The organism is Aquimarina agarivorans (assembly GCF_000218485.1).
GTDB lineage: Bacteria > Bacteroidota > Bacteroidia > Flavobacteriales > Flavobacteriaceae > Aquimarina > Aquimarina agarivorans.
Genome location: NZ_AFPB01000149.1, coordinates 1 through 23,483, shown reverse-complemented (window position 1 = coordinate 23,483; position 23,483 = coordinate 1). Strand labels below are relative to the sequence as shown.

The window sequence follows — 23,483 nt, the reverse complement described above, 5'->3', positions numbered from 1 at the left end:
TAATATGAAAATATTAGTAACTGGAGGATTAGGTTTTATTGGTTCACACACAGTTGTAGAACTTCAAAACGAAGGATATAAGGTTGTTATCATCGATAATTGCTCAAATTCTTCCGAAGAAGTACTTGTTGGCATTGAAAATATCACTGGAAAAAAGCCTCTTTTTGAAAAGATGGATTTACGCAATCGTCAAAATGTGAGTGATTTTTTCAAGAAACATTCAGATGTTGTTGGTGTTATCCATTTTGCAGCATCAAAAGCTGTGGGCGAAAGTGTACAAATACCACTTACATATTATGAAAATAATATTGGCACACTTGTATACCTATTACAGGAATTACAAGAAAAAGATGAGGCAAGTTTTATTTTTAGTTCCTCTTGTACTGTTTACGGACAGGCCGATGAATTACCTATTACTGAAAGTGCTCCTATAAAAACAGCAGAATCTCCTTATGGAAATACCAAACAAATTGGCGAAGAAATAATTAGAGATACTTGTAAAATTGCCCCACAATTAAAAGCTATAGCCTTACGCTACTTTAACCCTATTGGCGCACACGAATCAACTGAAATTGGTGAACTACCTTTGGGAGTACCTCAAAATTTAGTGCCTTTTATAACGCAAACTGCCATAGGCTTACGCGAAAAATTATTCGTTTTTGGAGATGATTACGATACGCCTGATGGTACTTGTATCCGCGATTATATTCATGTAGTTGATTTGGCTAAAGCACACGTGATCGCCTTAACCAGATTACTAAAAAACAAAAACAAAGCAAATTACGAAGTTTTTAACCTAGGAACAGGAACAGGGAGCTCCGTTTTAGAAGTAATTAAATCTTTTGAAAAAGTTTCAGGAAAATCCCTGAATTACGAAATAGTTGACCGTAGAGAGGGAGACATTACAGCGGCTTTTGCTGATACTACTTTAGCTAATAATGAATTAGGCTGGAAAGCTGAATTAAGCTTAGATGAAGCTATGAGAACCGCTTGGGAATGGGAACAAAAGGTTAGAAGCAAGAAGTAAGAGCTGTTAGCTGTTAGCTGTTAGCTGTTAGCTGTTAGCTGTTAGCTGTTAGCTGTTAGCTGTTAGCAAAATTATAAAAAAACCTGTAGAACATAATGTTTTACAGGTTTTTTTGATCAGATCAAAAGATTGCTTTCTAATAAAGTACCGCTCTTTTATCTTCAATATCCGCATTATCTTTTAATGCGTTTAATAAAGCACTTCTGGATTTCCTAGCCTCTTCCTCTGCCTTTTGATTAGCTAAACCTTGGTATGAAGCTAATCCTTGACCTGGTGTTTTGGAAGTTACCTTTACCACATACACTCCTTTGTTACCTTCAATTGGTTTTGACACCTCATTTACATCCAATGCAAATGCTGTTCCTACTACTTTCTTTTCAATACCCGCACCACTAATAGTAGAACTTTTCATGGTTATCGCTGAAGCTGATTTTACCGAAACATTATTTGCTTTAGCAATTTCATCTAAATTCGTTCCGTTAATTTTAGCTTTTAAAATATCTGCTTTTTTCTTATTCTTTAAAATTGGCGAAACTTTTGCCGATGCTTCTTCAACGTTCATTAATCCTTTTTCATGAACTGCCGTAAGCTTAGCAATTACATAACCGCTAGGCAAATCAAAACTTTTAATTGCTCCTTTTTTAGTTTCTTCATTAAACGCCCAACGTACAATTGAACGTTGTTGCCCTACACCAGGAATATTTTCATCCAGTTCCCCCATTTTGGTTACTGGCTTCACCGTTAAGTTTTCAGCTTTTGCTGCTTCTGCAAATCCTGATTCACGAGCATTAATTACAAATTTTGTAGATTTTGCATAAATTTCGTTAATAGTTTTTTCACTTGGCTCAATTTTTTGTGCAATTGTAGCTACTTTAACTGCCTTTTGAATATTCTTTTGATCTTCAATTTTAATTATATGATAACCAAATTGAGTTTCAACCACTCCAATATCTCCTGTTTTATTTTCAAAAACATAATCATTAAAAGCTGGTACCATTCTACCTGGAGTAAAATATCCTAAATCACCACCTTTATCTTTGTTTGATCTGTCCGCAGATAATTCACCAGCCAAGTCAGCAAATTTATCATTCTTTTTAGTCACAACAGTCAATACACTATCTGCTAATTTTTTAGCCTCCTCCTTAGTTCTGGTAACATCAGGACCTGCAAATTGCAACCCTTTGTAAGCAATTAAAATATGACTTGCTTTTACAGAATCTGGAATTTTAGTTGTTGCAATTAATTTTGACAACTTAATAAAATTACCCTCCTTATAAGGTCCGTAAACCTTACCTAATTCAGCATCAAATAAATTTGTTGCCACCTCAGCATTCAGTTTACTTTTAAACTCGTACTTATCGGTATACTTTATTGCCGAATTTTCGTTTACAAACTCTTCAACATTTTTAGTGTTTGTAAATCCTAAAACTTTTTCAGTTTGCTTGGTTACATTATTAAACTCATCAGCATCATTGATCAACTTTGCCAATTCATCTGAAATTGCTTTTTCATCTTCCAACGTAGCTACCTCATCAATTTTAACATATTCAATGTTGGCGTAAGCATCACTTTCAAACTCACTCTTGTTTGCTTTTATGTAAGCTGCAATTTCGTCTTTTGAAACTTCTGCTTCCTTATCATCAACTGAGCTGTACGGCAATTGCACATAACTAATATTGATTTTGTCACTTTCCATTTTGTAAGCCAATTCACCTTCGTTAATCGTAGCACCTAAGCCCGCTTTAACCATGTCAAAATACACATTACTGGCCACATCTTTAGCTATTTGCACTTCGTTATTAGTCCAATTAGCATACCGCGCTTTATTGTCATCTTCTTTCATTTCTAAAATCAACTCCTGTAATTTAGAAAAACTGAAGTTTCCATCCTCATCCTTTAATGATGGATCATTTCCGTAACGACGCGCCAACTCTTCATTAAGATGTGCTTTATCCACAACAATCCCAGCCTCATCAGCACGTTGACCTGCCAATAAACCATTTATTTTTTGATTCCAAACATTTTTAACGGCTTGCATATCCGATCCGCCTCTTCGTTGATTATCAACTAAAGCCTGAAATTCAGAAGTTTTAATTTCTTCGCCATTAATCTCACCTATTGTTTTTTGAGCTTTTTGCCCTCCAAAACCTCCATTCCTCAACAAATCACCAATGATAAATGCGAAGAGAGCCAAGGCTATTATCACGATTAGAAAGAATGATCGTTGCCTAATTTTATTTAATACTGCCATTTTTTGGTACTTAATTTTTAATCTATAAGGGGCGAAAATAAGGTTTTTATTACTAAAAATAAAACAGAATACATTTAAAAATTGCAGCCTCTCCTTGCGCTCTATTCCGACAACACCTCAAGTTTGGTTAGGATAATTTTATTCTCCAATGTTTCAATAATTGTAATTTGAAAGTGTTCGATTACAATTACTTCATTTGGCTTAGGAATTTCTTCGGTAAAGTTGACAATATAACCTCCCAAAGTTTCATAACTTTCCGAAACAGGTATATTTAAATTATAAGTTTCATTAATATAATCTACCTCAATTCTAGCTGAAAAAATATATTGTTTATCTGAAATTTGTTCTTCTATTAGTTTTACCGAGTCATGTTCATCTTCAATTTCACCAAACAATTCTTCAATAATATCCTCCACTGTAACCAGTCCACTTGTACCACCGTACTCATCAACTACTACCGCCAAACCTTTCCGTTTTTTAGTCAAACTATTTAGTACATCTTTGATGTACATGGTTTCTGGCACAAATACAACGGGACGTATAATGGCTCGTAAACTTTTTGGTTTTTTAAATAACTCAAAAGCATGTACATAACCGATAATATCATCAATAGTGGCGTTGTATACCAATATTTTAGACAATCCAGTTGCTTGAATCAATTTCACCACCTCGGCAATGGATTGCCTACGATCCACTGAAACCATTTCTGTCCTAGGCACCATTACTTCTCGGGCACGAACATCAGAAAATTCCAAGGCATTTTGAAAAATTTGAATTTCAGAATCTAACTCTTCCTCATTTGATCCAGCTCCTACCTGCTGATTGATATAATCACCAATTTCTGTTTTAGAAAAGCTTAATGATTTTTGATCCCCTTCAGTTTTAAAAAAATATTTTAATATTACATTTGATACTCCCATAACCACCCACGATATTGGCGTAAATAACCAATAAAACAGGTATGCAGGAAAAGCCATTACTTTAACTAATTTGTTGGCATAAATTTGAAAGAAAACTTTTGGTAAAAATTCCGCTGTAAACAATATGATTAATGTAGATAGCAATGTTTGAAAAAACAGACTTACGCCAGAAGATATTCCCTCAAAATTCACAGCCAACCAATTGATGAGCAACTCCCCCATGAGAATCCCATAAATTACCAGTACAATATTATTCCCTACTAGCATTGAAGCAATAAATTGAGAAGGTTTTTTGGTAAGTTTATTTAAAATTTTAGAAGAAAATGTGAGTTGCTTCTTTTCAATTTCAAGATGAATTTTATTTGCAGAAACATAGGCAATTTCCATTCCTGAAAAAAAAGCTGAAAGTATTAAGCAACAAACAATAATTCCGATTTGAAACCACATGAATTACTGATTTCTGTTTTCAAATTTTTTACGAAAGTGACGTTTAAAAAAGAACATCCCTATTGCCGTAATTGCAAGCAAAACAAATGCCCAATTAATAGCACCAGTACTTTGATATTCCTTATACACATTGTATCCAAAAAATATACCTACAAACAAGTAAGCATATTGAAAAAAAGCCTGTAGTGACTTCATAAAATTAGTATTAATAAAACCAATTGATATTTATGGCAAGATACAAAAAATGCCTGTAGAAGATTAGTCGTTTAATATTTGTGTTCCCACGTTTGTTCTTGATCTAAAATTGGTGAAATCCTCATTTACATCAAATCCAGCACCTTTATTTTTTGCTCCATTTTTAAGCACAGCGTCGTAATCATTGTCAGTATACAACCAGTGTAACTTTTGATCCCAATACAATTGTGGAGCATTGACTAAAACACTATCCGCGGTAACAATTTTGACATTACCCCTCAAATCCACCAAATTTGTCAATTCATACTGCACCCCAAAATCCGCCTTAACGTTGGATTGCCCTCCTTTTTTATCAAATACAATTAATTCCACTCCTTTTGGGAACTCGCGGTAAGGAAAATCAATATGCGTAAAATCTTTAAAAACCGGCGCCTTCATAATGGCTACCAACCTTCCTGAATCCGTGTACTTTACTACAACTTCTTTCCCTACTCCTTGTGCTACTTCGGTAAAATTAATGGTATTGTTTTGATTACCTTTTGGAGCACAACAATAAAAAAACATTGCTACAAGCACAGTTGCAGCAATGTTTTTAAATTTTTTATATAATTATTTTTTATAGCCATAATAGCTACAAATTACAAGTTTGGCACTTTAACCGACTCTCCAATCCAACATCCAACCTGGATTGTTTTACCTTGCATTCCTTTGGTAAATACATCAGATTTAGATGGCGCACTAGCCATGTAACTAGCCACTGTTTTTTTAGCACGGGATGCTACCGACGGATCAACCCTTGCTGCTTTATTTGCATAGTTAGCAGCCAACCAGTACACGGCACGTTTACTAAATTCATCAGACCCACAGTTATTGGCACTTTTACCTATCATGCTTGCAATTTGCAAATAAGCTCCTCCTAATGATGGTTTGTATTCCAATGCCTTTCTAAAATACGTACGCGCCTTTCCGTAGCTTCCTTTTTTCTTTTCTGCCAAAGCGATCTCCACGTAAGCCTCTGCTTTACGACTAGGGTTATCCTCACGCTCAATAGCTTCTTCGTAATATTTACGCGCAGCAGCTACATCACCTCTTTGTTCAGCCAATTTTCCTAAATATTTTGCGGTAACTGCTGAAGGCTCTAACTTATGTTGTTGCTCCACTAATTTTAAAAATAATGGATCCGTAGTACATTCTTTTTTGTACATGCGTCTTGCCGACTGTTTTACCCATTTGATATCATCCTTTTTAGTATCAAACTCCTTAGTAAACAATGGAATTAAATAAGGACAATCGGCTAATTTTCCTAATTTTTTATCTATTGAAGTTTTTACCTGACTGTATACCTTTAAATTCTTTTCTGCTTTATCCAAAGCTTTTTTCTCCTTACTTAACAACTGCGTTCCAGATTCTTCTTTTGCTGTATATTTAGCAATTTTAGTTGCCATTTTACTTTCTTCTACCTCAATTTTATCAGTAAGTTCATCGTAAGATTCAAATACTTCGCCAATATCTTTTTTCCCTTCAGATTGTAGCCCTAACAATAAATCAAAATACACATATATTTTTTTCGGGCTTTTAAAGTTTTCTTTATCATTGGTGTACGCCTCTTTAAACAGCTCAAACTGCTCGGATTTTGTTCCTAACTTATTTTCATACTTTAACAATGCAATATCAGAAATCATATCACCATCGGGCGTTTTAGAAGCAAAATGCTGCTTACGCTCTTTAAATAAAGTAATTAATTCATTAACAACTGCTTCTTTTCCTCCTTCAGGTGCTTTTTTAAGCTTATCGCGAAGAATTTTTTCGCTATACTGAAATGTTGCCAAACTGTAACTTGGACAATCTTTTCGTACTTTTTCTAAATAAGGCGCTGCCCTTTCATAGTCCTTCACTTTAGCACTCTCAATTCCCAGAGATGCATTTTTTTTACACTCATCAGATACCTGAGCGCTTAACGAATAAGTCGTTACTAAAAAAGTACCAATAGCTATTTTAAGTAATGATTTCATAGTTAATTATTATGTTAATTAAATTTCCTTTTTCTAAACCATTTATCACTTAGTGATAAACCTACTGAAAGATTAATAAAATTTTCTTTTACCAATCCTGCGGATGTCGTACCTCTTGATCCAAGCTCTACACCTAAATCTAATGAAGAATATCCTTGCGATACTGGTAACGAAATACCAAAAGACGTGCCAAACTCATTAATATCCTCACCACGGATGACCAGACCTAGTCTTTCGTAACGGAGTCCAACACGGTAAGTCATTCGCTGAAAATAACTTGTAAGCGAGTTGTATTTAGGAATAATAAACCCCCCAACTTTAACCCCGTAAGCCTTGGCATAATTTACGCGATCTCTACTTTGAATACGGTCTTGATAATCATTATTATCTTCCAAATAAGCTTCTCCACCAACGAACCATTTACTTTTTTTTATTACAGCTCCTCCTAATGTAAGTCTACTTGGCAAATTAAATGAACGATCTGCAATATCAACAACCTGTTCATTTGATGTAGTCTCTTGGTCGTCTTCAAATTCTACAGCTGATATTTGCTGTATATTTTCAGAAGTAATACTAGCTGAATTACTATATACGGCTGAAACTCTAAATAAAGTTTCTTCATTAACATCCAAATCATACACTCCCGAAAAAGTAAAACTTACACCTTGTATATCGGACTGGTTAATTACCCTGGTATTAATACTTGAGTCAGGGAATTGAGTTACAATATTTTCCAAACGGCCAAAATTATACTGGAATTCAGCACCAAGCTTAAAACCTTTATGAATTTTTACTCCTGCACCAAAATAGGCTCTGTTTACATTACCTGAGCCCGTATTAGTTTCCTGAAATCCAGCTCCATTAATTCCTTCAAACGAAAAACCTACAGATCTGTAGGGCACTATTCCGAAACCAAATCCAAACTTGCCTGCCGGAATACTTAGCGTTAAATAATCTAACGTAGTTGCTTTTCCTGAGCTTTCCGCATCACCCTCTTTAAAAGTTGCTGTTTTATAGGATCCTCCAACTCCTAAAGCAGTAGTTTTAAGACCCCCATAAAGCGCAGGGTTTTGTATGTTAGGAGTAAAAGGGTCTGAGTACAAAGTTAGTCCCCCCATACTCCTGTTAGCAATAGAACCCCTAAAGTTTGTAATTCCCAATCCATGGGTAGAATATGGTGACGATGTAGACTCTTGTGCGTATGCAAAACCTGCCACTAAAAGCAACATACTAATTATTATTTTTTTTATCATTTACTACTATTGAAATCGAGTATGTAATTTAACCCTTTGAATAAAAAATTAGGGTCGACAAATATGCCACTTTTTAATCGTTTAGACAAGAAATTAGCATTTCCACCCGTCAAAATAACGACCAACGCACCAAAGGTGTTGCTAAATTGCTCAATTATACCACTAATTTCATTTACAAAACCATTAAAAACACCTGCATGGATTGCATTTGCTGTACTATTTCCTATTATTAAATTAATTTCTTGAGCTTTCAACAAAGGTAAGTTTGCCGTATAATCATGTAAACTTTTATAACGAAGTTGCAAACCTGGACTGATACCTCCCCCTTTGTAAATTCCTTGTTGATCTAAAAAATCATAGGTAACACAGGTTCCTACATCAATTACTAAACAATGTTGATTTGGGTATGCTTTACTTGCTGCTGCTACCAAAGCCAAACGATCCACACCCAACGTTTGTGGGGTGATATACAAATTTTCAAACGGCATGGAGGTCTGATGATCTAACACAAGCAATAACTCAGCGTCTATTTCATTTTCAATAGCCTGCTTACTTAATTTTGATACTGACGAAAGAAAAATTTTATCTATTGTAGGATACGCTGATTTGATTTTTAAAAATTTTTTTAAAAAATCACCATATTCTACTTGCCACTTTTTTATTAAAATATCTTTCTGAAAAACAGCAAGTTTGACTAAAGAATTACCAGCATCAATAATTAAATTCATGAATGAAATAATTTTTATTTTTCAAAAATATGAAAGTTTTTAGGCAAAGTAGTTGCAAAAGCCAAAAAAGGTTCTATATTTGCACTCGCTTAGCTACATAAGCAAATTGGGTGCCTTAGCTCAGTTGGTAGAGCAAAGGACTGAAAATCCTTGTGTCCCTGGTTCGATTCCTGGAGGCACCACCTTTAAAACCTCGTAAATTATCGTTTACGGGGTTTTTTGTTTGTGATAGTGTTTAACTTATTTTGGATCAACCCGAAAAGTTGTGGAATGATAATTTTTAAGCATATATATTTGACAGTCTAAATAAAAAAAAAGATACAGATTTCACCCCTCTGAATTGACTCCTAAATGCTTTTATTTTGCATTGAAAGATTCAGCCGAAGCATTTGTACTGCGGTTATCAAAGAAGTTTAGAATGTTGCGATAATAGCTTTGTATTGATCTAGCTACGGCACCAAAAGTTTTTGTGATAAAATACAGTGGTCACAAAAGTCTCTTTTTAATTCAGTAAAGTCAATTATCTTGTAAGAATGATGTGAAATAACTATTTTGGAAATAGAATTTAGCAAGTTTTTGTCCACAATATTAAAGATTCGTATCAAATTATAGCAGGTAACTATAAATCCAACTTCTGCGCTGGTTCTATGAATATTTTTTTTGTTGAGATCTGAAAAATTCCCATTGGCGTTTTATAGTGCCATAAAGATGTTCTGCGATTAAAAAATTGAACAAAACCCACATAAAACTTATAATCCATGACAATGGATTTGTTTTTCAATAGTCAAAGCGTATTTTCAAGCTTTAAAACTTCTGAAATCAAGGAGCGTTCCTCATCACTTTACCAATAGATCCACCATTGGGTATGTCAAACGGATTATAAAATGAGACTGAAAATAGGCCACTGCTTTTTTTTAAGATCAAAGCCGTGTTTTATTTTCATAGCCCCAGCTTTGGAAATGAGACACAATGCAGCTATCGAAAAAATGAACTAGTATTTGCGTCTGTTATTTTGTGATTTTTTGAGCATTGGTCATTATCGCATTTATCTCTAGCTTATAGGCAAGACGAATACTTTAGGTGTTAGCTTGCGTTATTTATCTCAAAGTTTAATCTTTTTCCTAATTCTATTGATTTTTGTTTAGACCAACCTCTTGAAAGATGATTCATTGCTAAAATATTTGTTTTTACTTCTAAAATATCAAAAATTTCAATTTTGTCTTTCACGATTTTTATTCCGTATAGTTTTTCAAAATATTCGATTACTTCATTTCCGTGTAAAAAAAGTATTTTCGGTTTTATAGATTCTAATAAATACTCAAAAACAGAACTTTCTCTATCTTCACTTTTCAATTTGTCTGCAGTCGGTGTAGCTTTTACAAATAAATTTGTCTCTAAAGTTTTGATTGGTTTTACTGAGTCAATAATCCATTCAATTCTTTGTCTGGTATTACTAAATTTATTTCGTCTTGTCTTATTCGGTTTTAGTGGCTTCAACTTTCTTTCCAAAATGTAGCTCTCAAGCCATTCCGCTTTTTTGAATCCATTTTCTTTAGACCAAAAACTCCAAAAATCACTTTTCATTTCAGTTGCGGCATTTATTCCTACGATAAATATTTCACAGTCTAAAGGATTTCCTTCACATATTAATGGTCTTGATTTGTCATATTTTTTTAATCTCTCACGTAAATTATTTTCAAACTCCAATAATTTCATTTTATTCTACGGTTTTCGGTAAACAAAGACAACATTTATTTAAACCCCACCAATAAGGTTTATTTCTGTCATATCCCAAAACTATCTAAATTACATTTACCACCCAACAATTTAAGCTTCTTTATCATATAAATATTTAATTTACAGCAACATAAAGCATGAATTCTTGTTTTGTGAGTAAATTCCAAAGCGATGTCAACTGAATTTAAACGTATTTTACTCATCTATTTATACGGTTGATAATTACTTTTTTTTGATAAACTCAATATAAATAAGTTAGGCACAGTCAATCGTTTAGCTATAAGCACATGCGTTTCAGTGTTACTTACCTGTCAACCGAGACCATAGTTTGTTAAAAGTATCATCGTTTCGTTTACCGCTATCCGTTTGCTTGCTTGTAAATGTTGTAGCCAGTGATTTTTCTTTTATTTTTTTCAATTTGTTGATTGTATTCTTATCTGCCTTGATTATTCCAATGGTTTTATGTCTATTAAATTGAGGTTCTGTAATTGTTGAAAGTTGCAAAGCTGAATTTGCGTATTCAGAAGCTTCTTCAATTTTTCCCATTCTTAGGCACAAGTTAGCCATCAATGTCGCATAATAGAATTTTTGGTCGTTCATTAATAAGTGGCCACCTGTTTCGTCAAATTTTAAAGTCGACAGTTCATAAGCTTCTTGAAGTTTGTCTTTTTGGTCTGAAAGCAAAATTGTTTCACACAATTTCAAATCTACCAGCCCAGTTGTACCGCTCCGTGTGTTCGAGTGATAATGATCGGTTACAATTCTAAAACAACTTTCGGCTTCTTTATAATTCCTGTTTTTCTAGTAATAGTCACCAAGTTGTTCTTATCCGTGTATCGTGCTAAAAGTTTCTTCTGGATAACCGTCAATCACCTTTTTCATTAACTGAATTTCCTTTTTCTGATTTTCAGTCTCTTGAGAATTTAGAAGATAACTGGCTTGAATACGTAAATATTGAGCCTTGTTGAAGTTTCCACGTGAGCGTTTCAGTCGAGCTTCAAATTCAGATTCAATTTGGTCGTTCCATTCCGTATTTCTATACCAATCATCTTTGCTCATTCGTGTTTATTTATTAGTTACAAAGGACTTATCTATGAAACTTAGCGTGCAAAATACACACTAACTTTTCGGATTAACACAGAGCCGAATTTTTGTATTTCGTTTTAAATTTTTCTCTTAATAAAAGCCAAATTAAAAATTTGCCGGACTTACTAAATATACACAAGCCTTACGGTTAAGCACATATTAGCTATATATTATACACCGTGTGTGCCTTGAATGGTAAATATAGTGCTTTTAACAACAGGTAATAAAACTATCAATCAATCTCATACTTTACAATTATTGTTTTTTGTATCTTTAAGAAAGCTGAAAAAACAATTGGTAAAATGACTGAATTATTTAACAAACTAGGTATTGGTGAAGTTGATGAAATTTTAATTTTAAACGAACCCGAGGGATTTTGTAAGGAACTGGACAAATTACATGGAATTATTATTAGAGAATCAGTAATTAGAACTTCTGAAATAGATTTTGCTTTAATATTTGTAACTGAAATTTCGCAAATTCAAAACCGTATTGAAACTGTGTATCCTAAATTAGTAGGTGATGCGGTAGTTTGGTTTGCGTTTCCTTCTGACACTGATAAAACAACCCTTTCAGAAACTAACGGTTGGGGCGTTTTAGGAGATTACAATTTAAAGCAAATTGAAACCGCGCCCATTAATGATGACTGGCTCGGTGTACATTTCCGGAAAATTGAATTTATTGAAACTGAAGCTTCTTAAAAGCACCTATTAAATTATATGACAACACCTTGGCATTTATTCCTTATGGCTGCAATGTACGTAGTGGCAGGCTTTTTCCATTTTTACAAACCAAAACCTTACCTAGCCATTATGCCTCCTTATTTACCTCAACCAAAAGCATTAGTTTTTTGGAGTGGTGTAGCTGAAATTTTATTAGGATTGGGATTAATCTTTACCCCAACCCGAGTGCTTAGTATTTATTTCATTGTAGCCATGCTTATTGTTTTTTTACCTGTTCACATTTATATGCTACAATCCGAACAAGCTGCTAAAGGTGTTCCAAAATGGTTTTTATGGCTGCGCTTGCCCTTACAATTCGTACTTATATGGTGGGCGGTATTTTATTTACCCTAGTACAATATAACTGTTACCATACTCTTTATTAAAATATTCCCAACAGCTTTTTAAATCAACGCCTGTGCAACTTTTTCAAAACCCACATCAAAAAATTGATTTAGCGCTCCCGGATGCCGATATAATTTTTTACCCTAACTTTATTTCTCCCGAAAGGGCACAGCATTATTATAATGACTTGTTAAACAACACTACCTGGCAACAAGATAATATAAAACTTTTTGGCAAAACGTACCCTCAACCGCGTTTAACCCATTTGTTTGCAAATAACAATTTGCCGTACTCCTACTCCAACATTACAATGTATCCAACTGAATTTACTAGCAGTTTGCTTGCATTAAAAAACGATGTAGAAGTTATTACCTCCAACAAATTCACCACCTGTTTAGCAAATTTGTACCGTAATGGCCAGGACAGCAATGGTTGGCACGCAGATAATGAAAAGGAATTGGGAGAACGCCCGATAATTGCATCAATAAGTTTGGGTGCCAGTAGATGGTTTCATTTAAAACACAGGACTAAAAAAGAATTGAAACAAAAAATTGAACTTACCCATGGTAGCCTGCTACTTATGCAAGGTAACACGCAAAAATATTGGCTACACCAAATTCCGAAAACAAAAAAACCAGTAGGCAAACGCATCAATTTAACATTTAGAATTGTAGAGACTAAAAACTAAAAAAATTAATGTCAAAAGTGGTACTATTTCAATTATTTGAGAAGTGATACTTATTACGCTCAACTTTGATCGTACAACAACACCCGTTTTCGTTAGCTTTATTAAAAAAACTTACATAATTAACACTATATTTGTTGCACCCCTCACAACTTTTTAACAGGTTTTTTACTATTGCGAATAATAGCTATTCATTTGAAAAAACTAGAGGTGAGGTGTTAAAATATAAAAAAATGCTATAACCTTGTTATACAATTTGTTGATAGGAAATTCGTGCAATTAGGTACATTTGTTTTTTACTGATTAAAAGCAAAAAAAGAGCACCACCTTAACCCTAGCTTCTTTTATAACGGACTAATGATGTTAAAAGAAATGGGATACCTACGAAATTTCATAGATCATCAAACGGTTATGCTACTAATTGTAAAAAATGCAGCCAAAAATTGTTTTTTCAGATATCGATGGAACTCTTTTAAACAATAAACGTTTATTATCCGAAGCTACTATTAGCCAGTTTAAAAGAATTAAAGCGTATACTCCCATTGTATTAATATCTTCCCGTATGCCAAACGCCATGGTACACTTACAAAAAATGGCTTCTATATCACATTTTCCTATAATTGCTTATAATGGTGGTCTGATAATTGTAAATGATGAAATAGTATCCAGTACTGAAATTAAAGGAAGTATTTTACAAGAAATTATTAGTTTTAATAAACAAACTGATGTCCATTTAAGTCTTTATAACCACAACCATTGGTATGTGCCGCAAATGGATTATTGGGCAAAACGTGAAATTAGCAATACCAAAACAACTCCTGAAATCCTTATTAATGATCAAGTAGCCTCTCGTTGGAAAGCGGAACAAAAAGGAGCTCATAAAATCATGTGTATGGGTAATGTGGATGCTATTGACAAACTGTACCATTTTTTACATCAAAACTATAGCAACAAGTTACATTTGTACCGATCCAAAGAAACATATATTGAAATTGCCCCTGCTGAGATATCAAAAAAAACAGCCATTCAGTTTTTACTAAATCGGGTATATACTAATTTTTCATTTAAAGACGTCGCTGCATTTGGCGATAATTTTAATGATATTGAAATGTTGGATGCTGCTGGTTTTGGAGTGGCTGTAGCCAATGCCAAAAAAGAGGTTTTAGCAGTTTCAAAATACACCACGCTAGCAGGCACAAATGACGGGGTGGCACATTTTATTAAAAATTATATTTAAGCTGTTTTTATGAAATTATACTTTTACTATTTATTTACTTTTATTTTAATTGTTAGCTGCAAAACAATTCAACCTATTGTAAACAAACAAGTTCCCCATATAAACAACAAAAACAACAAGGTGCTTATTGATCTTGTTGGTGTTGAAAATGATCAGGTTTCGGTTAGCTTTTTTCCCAGCAAAATAACAAAGGATACTACCGTTTTTTATATGCCACGTATTATTCCTGGCACCTATAGTAGTGACAATTACGGACAATTTATTACTAACTTAACGGCTTTTACTCCAACTGGCGAAGAATTGACCGTAAAACAACTTGATACCAACAGTTGGAAAATTAGTGATGCCACTAAATTAAATAAAATCACGTATTTGGTGAATGATACTTTTGATGATGAAAAAAATCACAGCGTTTTTTCTCCCGCAGGTACTAATATAGCTAAGAATATCAATTTTATTTTAAATCTTCATGGGTTTATAGGATATTTTAAAGAAACCAAGGAAATTCCATTTGAACTTTCAGTGATTCGTCCTAAAACCATGTCTAGTGCCACCTCGCACGATAAAGTATTGGGTATTAACCCCAAACTGATTAAAAATGAAAATGATTTGATTGACACCTTTTACTACAACCGCTATGCTGAAGTAACAGACGATCCCATAATTTACGGCAAATTAGATAGTAAAACCTTTAAAATAAACGACATTGAAGTATTGATAAGCGTATACTCTCCAAATAAAATACACACTGCAGATGCCTTATTACCTTCCATGAAAAAAATGATGTTAGCCCAAAAAAAATTTATGGGAAATATTAACAGCACTAAAAAATACAGCATTTTAGTATATCTTTCTACTTTGATGCCTAATGATGCCAGAGGATTTGGCGCATTGGAACACAACAACTCTACGGTAGTAGTATTGCCGGAAAGAATGCCTTTGGAGGCCTTAGAATCCACCATGATTGACGTAGTATCTCATGAATTTTTTCATATTATTACGCCACTCACTGTACACTCCGAAGAAATTCATAATTTTGATTATTATGAACCTAAAATGTCCGAACATTTATGGATGTACGAAGGGACTACTGAATATTTTGCGCAGTTGTTTCAGGTAAAAGAAAAACTGGTAAGTACTACTGAATTTTTTAACCGTATTGTAGATAAAATTAGAAATGCCAATCAATACGATAATAACATGTCCTTTACTAAAATGAGTAAAAACATTTTGGAACAGCCTTATAAAGATAATTATAATAATGTTTACGAAAAAGGGGCTTTAATCTCCATGTGCATTGATATAATTATCAGAAAAAACAGTAATGAAAAAAAAGGAATTCTAGACTTAATGAAATCCCTGTCAGAAAGGTATGGTGCCAAACGCCCTTTTGTTGATAGCAAACTTATTGAAGTAGTTACGGCATTTACCTATCCTGAAGTTGGTAACTTTTTGAAAAAACATGTAGTAGGCAATTTGCCAATCAATTACGCAGACTATTTTCAGTTTGTAGGTTTGGAATACGGTGCTAAAACTATAAATACCGATTATTTTCAGCACAATGAAATTCCTTACCTATCCCCTAATCAGGATAAAAATGAAATCTATTTTAACACTAGTGGCACTTACAATAGTTTTTTAACTAGTTTAAATATTCAGCCCAAAGATGTTTTGGTAGCTATAAATGATCAAAAATTTGATTTAAACAACGCCGCCTACATTTTTGAGTTGACTAAAGAATGGAAAATTGGTGATACGGTTAAAATAACTGTGAAGCGTAATGGAGAAGAAATTACCTCCGAAACCAAAATTGCAGAACAGCCCGTTAGTTTTGAAAAAAAATTGATTGAAATCCCCGAGGAAAACCTAACACCATTACAACTCACTACAAAAAAAGCTTGGTTGCATTAAACTTATGAAAAAAAACTATTTTTATTATGTTATTTGTGCTTGCGCAGCGCTGTTATTCAACTGTTCAAAAACAGAAAATACCTCATTTAGCGGTACTATAAAAGGGTTGAGTAAAGGAACTATTTACTTGCAACAAATTAAGGACACCTTACTTGTTACTATTGATTCTATTCAAGTTAACGGAGCTTCGGCATTTGACTTCAATTTGCAGCTGGATGAGCCCGATATTTTTTATTTGTACTTGGACAAAAACGATGGTACCATTTACGACGACCGTTTAGAAGTTTTTTTAGAACCTGGCGAAATCACGTTTTCTACCAAACTAGCTGATTTTGAAAAAATGAGCAAAATTAACGGATCGGAAAACCACAACAAATTTGCACTTTACAAAAAAACACTTCAGCGCTTTAACTTAAGAAACATCAATTTGCTCCAGGAAAATTTTGACGCCCATAAAACCAATGATACCAATAAAATAAAAGAAGTTGAAAATAAACTTAGTAGATTACAAAAAACCAAGTATTTGTACACAGTTAATTTTGCTATTCAAAATAATACTCTTGAAGTAGCACCTTATGTTGCTTTGCGCGAAATTAGTGATGCTAATATTACTTATTTGGATACCATTCATAAAAGCTTACCCCTAAAAATTAAAAAATCTAAATACGGAAAGCAGTTAAAACAGCTTATCAAGGAGCGTAAAAAACAAACCAAATAGCTTAAACTATCCCAAAAAAAGTAACAAAATTACGGGCTGTTTAAAAAAATGTAGTTTTAAGTTCAACCTCGAAATCCAAACGTGGTTTGATCCGATTCCTAATAACAATAGCAATGAAATAGCAGTTTCAGAATAAACTTCTCCGGTAACGGATACTATCAATTCTTAATTACGCCCATGAAAATTAAAATTTCTGTATTTTCCAAAAACAGCAGTGTTTTTTAACTTAGACCAGTCCGCTCTAAAAACACCTATGAGTTGCGTTAAAATATGCTTTTCTACTTATGGTAACATTCATGAGGTTACTTGTAAGTGATGGTAAAACTTTTCAAAAATTATTTTAAACCAAGGCGTGTAGCTATCTGGATGCTGTTCTATATCTATTTTAACCCCTTCCAAATCCATCCATTTCCACCCTGCTGCTTCCTCTGTATTTATCAAAGGGTCTGCCTCATAATTACCCACTAAAACATGATCATACTCGTGCTCGGTAAGTCCATTGTCAAATTCAGCTTTATAAATAAATGAAAACTTTTCATTTAATGGCGTTACAAAGCCCATTTCCTCTTGTAAACGCCGCTCTGCAGCCTCTAAACTTGTTTCTCCCTCCCTTTGGTGACTACAGCAAGTATTTGTCCATAAGCCAGGAGAATGATATTTACTTAACGCTCTTTGTTGCAACATCAATTCCCCATTTTTATTCATCACAAACACGGAAAAAGCTCGGTGTAACAATCCTTTTTCATGTGCTTCTATCTTTTCCATTAATCCAATTGGTTGGTCATTAGTATCAACCAAAATTACTTTTTCTATACTCATACAATTCCAAAGCTAAGTAAGTTCTTATCAACTTACAAAAAAAGCGCTCCAAATTGGAACGCTTTTTTTATAACATTATATTTTGTTAATTATTTTAGTATTCTAAAATTATAAATTCACTCCTACGATTTAGCTGATGCTCCTCCACAGAACAGGGCACTCCGTTGGCACATTTATTCACTAATTCACTTTCTCCGTAACCTTTACCAGTCAAACGATCTTTACTAATTTTCCCTTTAGTAACAATATAATCTATAGTTGATTTGTTTCTATTTGAAGATAAAATCTTGTTGTACGCATCATTCCCTCTACTATCGGTATGTGAGCGCACATCAATTTTCATAGTTGGGTATTCCTGCATTACAGCAATTACTTTAGCCAACTCAACAGAGGCATCATTACGAATATTATATTTATCAAAGTCAAAATAAATTGGATTTAGGTTCAATACCTTACCTAAATCTTGACCTATTTGAGCTGTTTTTATAGTTTTTTCAAGTTCTAATGGGATAGTTATCGTTTCAGTTACTTTTGGCGTACTTACCAATTCCTCTACAGTATTGTAAGCCTGCTTATCTGCTCGTAAAAAATAATTTTTACCACATTCCACAACAAAATTATAAGTCGCTTTTACACCAACTTTAACGGTTTCCACAATCTCATTATTTTCATCAAACAAAGTTACTTGAGATTCTGGCAAAACTTCTTGTGTATCTTTATCTTTAACCACACCTGTCAGCGTTACTTCACAATCCTCTCTAAGTTCCTCTAGCTGGGTAAACTTATAAATATCATCATCACCATTTCCTCCATCTCTGTTCGAAGAAAAATATCCAGTTTTTGTATCTTCATTAATTATAAAAGCAAAATCATCTTGAGGTGTATTTGCAGGATTTCCTAAATTGTAAATTCCATCAATATTACCTGCTGCATCTATTTTTGTAACATATAAATCCAAACCACCTAAACCGATATGTCCGTTGGAAGCAAAATACAAGTTTCCGCTTTTACTCACAAATGGATATGCTTCTCTACCTTCTGTATTGATTTCAGGACCTAAATTTCTAGGATCACCTAAAGTACCGTCTTCTGCAATAGTTGCTTCATACAAATCAGTATGCCCGTAACTACCAGGCATATCGGAAACAAAATATAATTTTTTATTATCAGGACTTAATGCAGGGTGCGATACTGTATATTGATCACTATTGAATCGGATTTCTTCTGGCTTGGACCATACCCCTTTTTCAACTAATGTTGATTTGTAAATTTTTAATTTATTTGTACCATTCTCATCCTGACTATAATTACCATTATTATAATTATTACGAGTAAAATACATAGTTTTTAAGTCATTAGTAAAAACAGGAGTGGATTCATGAAACTTTGTATTAATACGTCTATTAAATTTTTTAACTCCTTCCAGTTCTCCTGAATCTTCTTTAATTTTACCAACATACAAGTCTAAGAAAGGCTTATTGTTCCACTCATGCACACGCTTAACAAACACCCCAGTATCTCTGGCGGATGCAAATAATAAACGTTCTCCATAATAAGCGGGTCCAAAATCAGCATATTCTGAATTAGCAACGATATTTTTTACTTTGTAACGTCCAGACTGAAAATCAATTTTCCTTAAATAATCAGGCGCATCTTGGTAATTTTTTGCACGTAAATCTTCGGACTTTGCTCCGTAAAATTTATTCATATACTTATCTGACTCTTCGTAAGCTTCAATTGACTTTAAAGATTGTGCATATCTAAAATAATATTCTGGCTTCGTTTCTTTTTCGTAGTCAAGCATCAGTTCTTTATACCATCTTACTGCATTAATGTAATCTGCATTAAAATAATAACTGTTCCCTAGTTTTTGAAAAAGATCAGCACTACGATATCCTTGCTCAGCTACTTTTAAAAATATCTTTTGAGCATCAATATATGCGTATCGATCGTAGCTTTTTGTCGCTTGTTCAAGCTTATCCTGCTGAGCAGACCCAAAAAAAGAAATGAACAACGGTACAACTAACGTAATTAAGTATTTTTTTTTCATAATAATAACTCCTATCTACTTAAAATATTTGTTCTAAAAGAAACGTGGTGTAACTAAACGACTGTATTTTTTTATCAATTCAAATCGAAGCATTAATTCAAAACTCCCATCATTTTTCTCTTGCAATTCTGTTGTATCTCTATCATACGAAAAACCTATCAACATACTATCCGATACTTGAAATGCTAATAAAGCACTTACAGCAGCACTCCATCGGTAAGATAAACCTGCTGTAAACTTATCGTGGAAAAGAAAATTAGCGGATAAATCCACCTGCAATGGTGCTCCAAAAACCAATTTGGTCAACGCAGCAGGTTTAAATTTTACGTTATCGCTCAAATCAAAGATGTACCCCGCTATCAAATAATAATTCAAGCGTTCTTTGGCAATAAAACTAGATTCAGCAATAGAAGATGAATTAGTTGTGTCAAAATGCTTTGTTTGTAAAAGATTAGGTGCACTTAATCCAATATACAATTTTTTTGTATGATAATATCCTCCAATTCCAACAACAGGACTGAATTGACCGTCAATATTGTTTCTAAAAATATCATCATTTGCATCAAATTGAGAAAGCTTATTGAAATCCACGTTAAATAAGCGTCCTCCTGCTTTTAAACCTAAACTTAACTTTCCGAATGCGGAGGTAGGTATAGTGTATGAAAAATCAATATTGAAATAGGTTTCTGAAGCAGGTCCAACGGCATCATTGACTAATGAACCACCCAAACCTACTCTACCAATACCTATTGGTGAATGAATAGCTAAGGTTTGTGTCCTTGGCGCACCTTCAAGCCCCACCCATTGCGATCTATGAAGACCAACAACATTTAATGCTCCCCTTGTACCAGCGTAAGCGGGATTGATAGCTACGGTATTATACATATATTGTGTATACTGAGCATCTTGTTGAGCGAAAACCCCTGCACAAAATAGTGATAATGACAAAAAAATTAGTTTATAATATACTTTCATAAGAAAAAATTAAACTTTCAACATTAATATAAGTTATCTGTTAATATATAAATAACCAGACAAACACTTTTCTCCACTACCCGTATCAACGTTTAGCACATAATAATAAGTTCCTACAGGAAGTTCATCACCTCTTGCAATTGTAGCACGACCGTCTGAAAGCCCTTCAAATAACTTTCCAGTTGGCTGAGGTACATTTGAATTATTTGACCTCGGTTCCCCTTTGTAATTATCCGCACTAAAAACTTCTACACCCCAACGATTGTAAATTTTAAGTGTATTATCAAATCTTGAAATATTTTTTATAGCAAAATGATCATTTCTTCCATCCCCGTTTGGCGAAACTGCCGTAAACACCTCTAAACCAGTTTCCTCAATTAACACAATGGTATCATCATTCAGCACATCGTTCAAATTAAGTGCTTCTATATCCATCAAATCATCAGAATGTGTATCCTCAATGGTAACACTTACACCTGAAATTATTACATTTCCAGAAACTCTGGCTTCGCTTACAACTTCTAAAGCTGCTACTTCTGATGCAGTAGGATTATAGGTAGAAGTAAAGGTTACCTCTCCTCCATTTGGACTTAAACTTTCAATTTCGAAAGTCCCATTTCCAAAAGCTACCGAGTTGACACCCTCGCGAACATCTGATAACACAATATCTCTAATTTCAGTAGTTCCTTGATTAATTACTTTATAAACATAATTCACCTGATCACTTTCATCAGCTAAACCATTATTATTGGTATCAACATATGATCCTGATTTGAATAACACTAATCTTGGCGCAAATCCATCGTTGGATGTAAATATATCATTTCGTCCTGTAAATTCATCTACTTCTGAAATACTAGTAATTAAACCATCTACGTTTGACCTTCCTGTAGTATTTTCAGTTTGGAAAATACCCGATGGTAATGATGTATTTACAATTGAGGTTCTTGTTGGTCCAAATGGCAATCCTTCAATAATCCAATCACCATTTTCATCAGTAATAGTATTATAAATCATTCCATTAACATCTTCAACAACAATTTCTATTCCTGTTAAATTTTCTTCATTAGCATCCTGTACATTATTACTATTGTAATCTAAATATACATGTCCCGTAACAATTCCTAAAGGCGTTATCACTCCAATTCCCGTAATATCATTTATTTCGTTAGTTATTACCCCAGTGATCACGTTTCCTGTACTAACCTCAATAGTTTCTACTGATTCGTCCTCTTTATCTGTTAACGTCTCTACGGTAAATGCTGCCGAATCTTCACCTGGTTCAAAAACAACCACTACCGGATTAGTATTGTAATCATTAGTATCCGCAGCCAAAGTAGGTTGCAGTGTCGTTGTTGTATTAAATGGGTTATTATCAAAAGGCATATTAGTAATTACTATTTCAATTTCAGTTCTTTCCGAAACTGGCTCAGATAAAGTTACTGTAAATTCTAGGTTACCTCCTTCTTGCACAATGGCATTTGATATTGAAGTTATTTCTGGACTAGTTATCACTCCGCCATCATTATCGATTACCGTAATTATGGCTTCTATTGGATCGGTATTGGTCGTATTTCCACTCGTTACCGTTCCTGTAATGGTAATTTCCTCATTTGGCCCTGGTGTCGTATCATCCGTTATTGGAATGATCGCATCCACACTTGTTTCTCCTGCTGGAATAATTACTGTTACTACTTCACCTGTACTGGTTACGATTTCTACAACCGTATCAACACTACTTGGTATATCAATACTTACTGGCACTACTACACTACCTGCATCTTCCAACACCGTTGGACTGGCGATGCTTACTGTTGGCGTTCCATCATTATCGATTACCGTAATTATGGCTTCTATTGGATCGGTATTGGTCGTATTTCCACTTGTTACCGTTCCTGTAATGGTAATTTCCTCATTTGTCTCTGGTGTCGTATCATCCGTTATTGGAATGATCGCATCCACACTTGTTTCTCCTGCTGGAATAGTTACTGTTACTACTTCACCTGTACTGGTTACGATTTCTACAACCGTATCAACGCTACTTGGTATATCGATACTTACTGGTACTACTACACTACCTGCTTCTTCCAATACCGTTGGACTAGCGATGCTTACTGTTGGCTGATCATTCTCTGGAGTAATCACTACACTTACCGTGATCGGTGCACTTGTTGTTCCATCACTATCAGTTACTGTATAGGTAAAACTATCTGTTGTAGTTTCACTGCCATTGTGTACATAACTGAAGGTTCCGTCCGTGTTGATTGTTACTGTTCCGTTGGTTGGATTGGTGGCTATCACTACATCGCCTGTTGGTAAACCATCTTCGGAATCCGTATCATTCGCTTGTAAGGTCGTTGCTCCA

22 protein-coding genes and 1 tRNA gene are annotated in these 23,483 nt (G+C 34.0%); 8 read left to right on the top strand and 15 right to left on the bottom strand.

Annotated elements, in window-relative coordinates:
• The first annotated feature begins 4 nt into the window (after nucleotides 1-4).
• The gene (gene galE / locus GMC_RS0110365) at nucleotides 5-1,027 is read left to right on the top strand and encodes a UDP-glucose 4-epimerase GalE (protein ID WP_010522074.1); all 1,023 of its coding nucleotides are present in this window, start codon (nucleotides 5-7) and stop codon (nucleotides 1,025-1,027) included.
• A gap of 136 nt (nucleotides 1,028-1,163) precedes the next feature.
• Here the strand turns inward: galE and GMC_RS0110360 are convergent, their stop codons facing one another.
• From GMC_RS0110360 to GMC_RS0110330, 7 genes are all read right to left on the bottom strand, one after another.
• On the bottom strand, nucleotides 1,164-3,278 hold the full coding sequence (locus GMC_RS0110360; protein WP_010522073.1) for a peptidylprolyl isomerase: 2,115 nt from the start codon (nucleotides 3,276-3,278) through the stop codon (nucleotides 1,164-1,166).
• Between the two features lie 101 nt (nucleotides 3,279-3,379).
• Nucleotides 3,380-4,645: a hemolysin family protein gene (locus tag GMC_RS0110355; protein WP_010522072.1), complete on the bottom strand. Its 1,266-nt coding sequence runs from the start codon at nucleotides 4,643-4,645 to the stop codon at nucleotides 3,380-3,382.
• A gap of 3 nt (nucleotides 4,646-4,648) precedes the next feature.
• Nucleotides 4,649-4,840, bottom strand: coding sequence for a hypothetical protein (locus tag GMC_RS0110350; RefSeq protein WP_010522071.1), 192 nt, complete (start codon nucleotides 4,838-4,840; stop codon nucleotides 4,649-4,651).
• Between the two features lie 63 nt (nucleotides 4,841-4,903).
• On the bottom strand, nucleotides 4,904-5,416 hold the full coding sequence (locus tag GMC_RS0110345; RefSeq protein WP_010522070.1) for an LptA/OstA family protein: 513 nt from the start codon (nucleotides 5,414-5,416) through the stop codon (nucleotides 4,904-4,906).
• A gap of 62 nt (nucleotides 5,417-5,478) precedes the next feature.
• A complete protein-coding gene (locus GMC_RS0110340; RefSeq protein ID WP_010522069.1) occupies nucleotides 5,479-6,852 on the bottom strand; it encodes a tetratricopeptide repeat protein in 1,374 nt (457 codons plus the stop codon).
• 14 nt (nucleotides 6,853-6,866) lie between these two features.
• Nucleotides 6,867-8,105 carry a BamG family beta-barrel-assembly machinery protein gene (gene bamG / locus GMC_RS0110335; RefSeq protein ID WP_029489713.1) on the bottom strand — a complete coding sequence of 413 codons (1,239 nt, stop codon included), beginning with the start codon at nucleotides 8,103-8,105 and terminating at the stop codon, nucleotides 6,867-6,869.
• A complete protein-coding gene (locus tag GMC_RS0110330) occupies nucleotides 8,102-8,833 on the bottom strand; it encodes a type III pantothenate kinase (RefSeq protein ID WP_010522067.1) in 732 nt (243 codons plus the stop codon). Before GMC_RS0110330 ends, bamG begins: the two co-directional genes overlap by 4 nt.
• Before the next feature lie 109 nt (nucleotides 8,834-8,942).
• Here GMC_RS0110330 and GMC_RS0110325 point away from each other — a divergent pair.
• Nucleotides 8,943-9,015 (top strand) — tRNA-Phe (locus tag GMC_RS0110325).
• A 175-nt stretch (nucleotides 9,016-9,190) separates the two neighbouring features.
• On the opposite strand, the gene GMC_RS22995 is transcribed toward GMC_RS0110325, so the two are convergent.
• From GMC_RS22995 to GMC_RS21930, 4 genes are all read right to left on the bottom strand, one after another.
• Nucleotides 9,191-9,253, bottom strand: coding sequence for a transposase (locus GMC_RS22995; RefSeq protein ID WP_238527972.1), 63 nt, complete (start codon nucleotides 9,251-9,253; stop codon nucleotides 9,191-9,193).
• 663 nt (nucleotides 9,254-9,916) lie between these two features.
• Complete coding sequence (locus GMC_RS19705) at nucleotides 9,917-10,549, bottom strand: hypothetical protein (RefSeq protein ID WP_010522066.1); 633 nt, start codon at nucleotides 10,547-10,549, stop codon at nucleotides 9,917-9,919.
• 321 nt (nucleotides 10,550-10,870) lie between these two features.
• Entirely contained in the window at nucleotides 10,871-11,275 is a 405-nt protein-coding gene (locus tag GMC_RS21935) for a hypothetical protein (RefSeq protein WP_238527970.1), read from the bottom strand.
• A 120-nt stretch (nucleotides 11,276-11,395) separates the two neighbouring features.
• Nucleotides 11,396-11,629 carry a hypothetical protein gene (locus GMC_RS21930; protein ID WP_010522064.1) on the bottom strand — a complete coding sequence of 78 codons (234 nt, stop codon included), beginning with the start codon at nucleotides 11,627-11,629 and terminating at the stop codon, nucleotides 11,396-11,398.
• A gap of 329 nt (nucleotides 11,630-11,958) precedes the next feature.
• Between GMC_RS21930 and GMC_RS0110310 the strand changes: the two genes are divergently transcribed.
• The 6 genes from GMC_RS0110310 (at nucleotide 11,959) to GMC_RS0110285 (ending at nucleotide 17,274) form a co-directional block, all read left to right on the top strand.
• Nucleotides 11,959-12,357 (top strand): hypothetical protein, encoded by a 399-nt coding sequence (locus GMC_RS0110310; RefSeq protein ID WP_010522063.1) that lies wholly within the window; start codon nucleotides 11,959-11,961, stop codon nucleotides 12,355-12,357.
• Nucleotides 12,358-12,375: 18 nt separating this feature from the next.
• A complete protein-coding gene (locus GMC_RS0110305; RefSeq protein WP_029489712.1) occupies nucleotides 12,376-12,732 on the top strand; it encodes a DoxX family protein in 357 nt (118 codons plus the stop codon).
• Between the two features lie 64 nt (nucleotides 12,733-12,796).
• Nucleotides 12,797-13,411 carry an alpha-ketoglutarate-dependent dioxygenase AlkB family protein gene (locus tag GMC_RS0110300; protein ID WP_010522061.1) on the top strand — a complete coding sequence of 205 codons (615 nt, stop codon included), beginning with the start codon at nucleotides 12,797-12,799 and terminating at the stop codon, nucleotides 13,409-13,411.
• A 427-nt stretch (nucleotides 13,412-13,838) separates the two neighbouring features.
• A complete protein-coding gene (locus GMC_RS0110295; protein WP_010522060.1) occupies nucleotides 13,839-14,645 on the top strand; it encodes an HAD family hydrolase in 807 nt (268 codons plus the stop codon).
• 9 nt (nucleotides 14,646-14,654) lie between these two features.
• Complete coding sequence (locus GMC_RS0110290) at nucleotides 14,655-16,556, top strand: M61 family metallopeptidase (protein ID WP_010522059.1); 1,902 nt, start codon at nucleotides 14,655-14,657, stop codon at nucleotides 16,554-16,556.
• A gap of 4 nt (nucleotides 16,557-16,560) precedes the next feature.
• Entirely contained in the window at nucleotides 16,561-17,274 is a 714-nt protein-coding gene (locus tag GMC_RS0110285) for a DUF4369 domain-containing protein (RefSeq protein WP_010522058.1), read from the top strand.
• Nucleotides 17,275-17,568: 294 nt separating this feature from the next.
• Here GMC_RS0110285 and idi read toward each other — a convergent pair whose 3' ends face one another.
• From idi to GMC_RS0110265, 4 genes are all read right to left on the bottom strand, one after another.
• On the bottom strand, nucleotides 17,569-18,093 hold the full coding sequence (gene idi, locus GMC_RS0110280) for an isopentenyl-diphosphate Delta-isomerase (RefSeq protein ID WP_010522057.1): 525 nt from the start codon (nucleotides 18,091-18,093) through the stop codon (nucleotides 17,569-17,571).
• Nucleotides 18,094-18,187: 94 nt separating this feature from the next.
• Entirely contained in the window at nucleotides 18,188-20,143 is a 1,956-nt protein-coding gene (locus GMC_RS0110275) for an OmpA family protein (RefSeq protein WP_010522056.1), read from the bottom strand.
• A gap of 33 nt (nucleotides 20,144-20,176) precedes the next feature.
• Entirely contained in the window at nucleotides 20,177-21,118 is a 942-nt protein-coding gene (locus GMC_RS0110270) for a PorP/SprF family type IX secretion system membrane protein (protein WP_029489711.1), read from the bottom strand.
• A gap of 33 nt (nucleotides 21,119-21,151) precedes the next feature.
• Nucleotides 21,152-23,483, bottom strand: a 2,332-nt coding sequence (locus GMC_RS0110265; protein WP_010522054.1) for a T9SS type B sorting domain-containing protein, incomplete at its 5' end; no start/stop codon positions are given.

Bases quoted from the DNA above. Each gene is read 5' to 3' on its own strand.
- galE (WP_010522074.1), top strand. From the start codon at position 5: ATGAAAATATTAGTAACTGGAGGATTAGGTTTTATTGGTTCACACACA.
- GMC_RS0110360 (WP_010522073.1), bottom strand. From the start codon at position 3,278: ATGGCAGTATTAAATAAAATTAGGCAACGATCATTCTTTCTAATCGTG.
- GMC_RS0110355 (WP_010522072.1), bottom strand. From the start codon at position 4,645: ATGTGGTTTCAAATCGGAATTATTGTTTGTTGCTTAATACTTTCAGCT.
- GMC_RS0110350 (WP_010522071.1), bottom strand. From the start codon at position 4,840: ATGAAGTCACTACAGGCTTTTTTTCAATATGCTTACTTGTTTGTAGGT.
- GMC_RS0110340 (WP_010522069.1), bottom strand. From the start codon at position 6,852: ATGAAATCATTACTTAAAATAGCTATTGGTACTTTTTTAGTAACGACT.
- bamG (WP_029489713.1), bottom strand. From the start codon at position 8,105: ATGATAAAAAAAATAATAATTAGTATGTTGCTTTTAGTGGCAGGTTTT.
- GMC_RS0110330 (WP_010522067.1), bottom strand. From the start codon at position 8,833: ATGAATTTAATTATTGATGCTGGTAATTCTTTAGTCAAACTTGCTGTT.
- GMC_RS19705 (WP_010522066.1), bottom strand. From the start codon at position 10,549: ATGAAATTATTGGAGTTTGAAAATAATTTACGTGAGAGATTAAAAAAA.
- GMC_RS21930 (WP_010522064.1), bottom strand. From the start codon at position 11,629: ATGAGCAAAGATGATTGGTATAGAAATACGGAATGGAACGACCAAATT.
- GMC_RS0110310 (WP_010522063.1), top strand. From the start codon at position 11,959: ATGACTGAATTATTTAACAAACTAGGTATTGGTGAAGTTGATGAAATT.
- GMC_RS0110305 (WP_029489712.1), top strand. From the start codon at position 12,376: ATGACAACACCTTGGCATTTATTCCTTATGGCTGCAATGTACGTAGTG.
- GMC_RS0110295 (WP_010522060.1), top strand. From the start codon at position 13,839: ATGCAGCCAAAAATTGTTTTTTCAGATATCGATGGAACTCTTTTAAAC.
- GMC_RS0110290 (WP_010522059.1), top strand. From the start codon at position 14,655: ATGAAATTATACTTTTACTATTTATTTACTTTTATTTTAATTGTTAGC.
- GMC_RS0110285 (WP_010522058.1), top strand. From the start codon at position 16,561: ATGAAAAAAAACTATTTTTATTATGTTATTTGTGCTTGCGCAGCGCTG.
- idi (WP_010522057.1), bottom strand. From the start codon at position 18,093: ATGAGTATAGAAAAAGTAATTTTGGTTGATACTAATGACCAACCAATT.
- GMC_RS0110275 (WP_010522056.1), bottom strand. From the start codon at position 20,143: ATGAAAAAAAAATACTTAATTACGTTAGTTGTACCGTTGTTCATTTCT.
- GMC_RS0110270 (WP_029489711.1), bottom strand. From the start codon at position 21,118: ATGAAAGTATATTATAAACTAATTTTTTTGTCATTATCACTATTTTGT.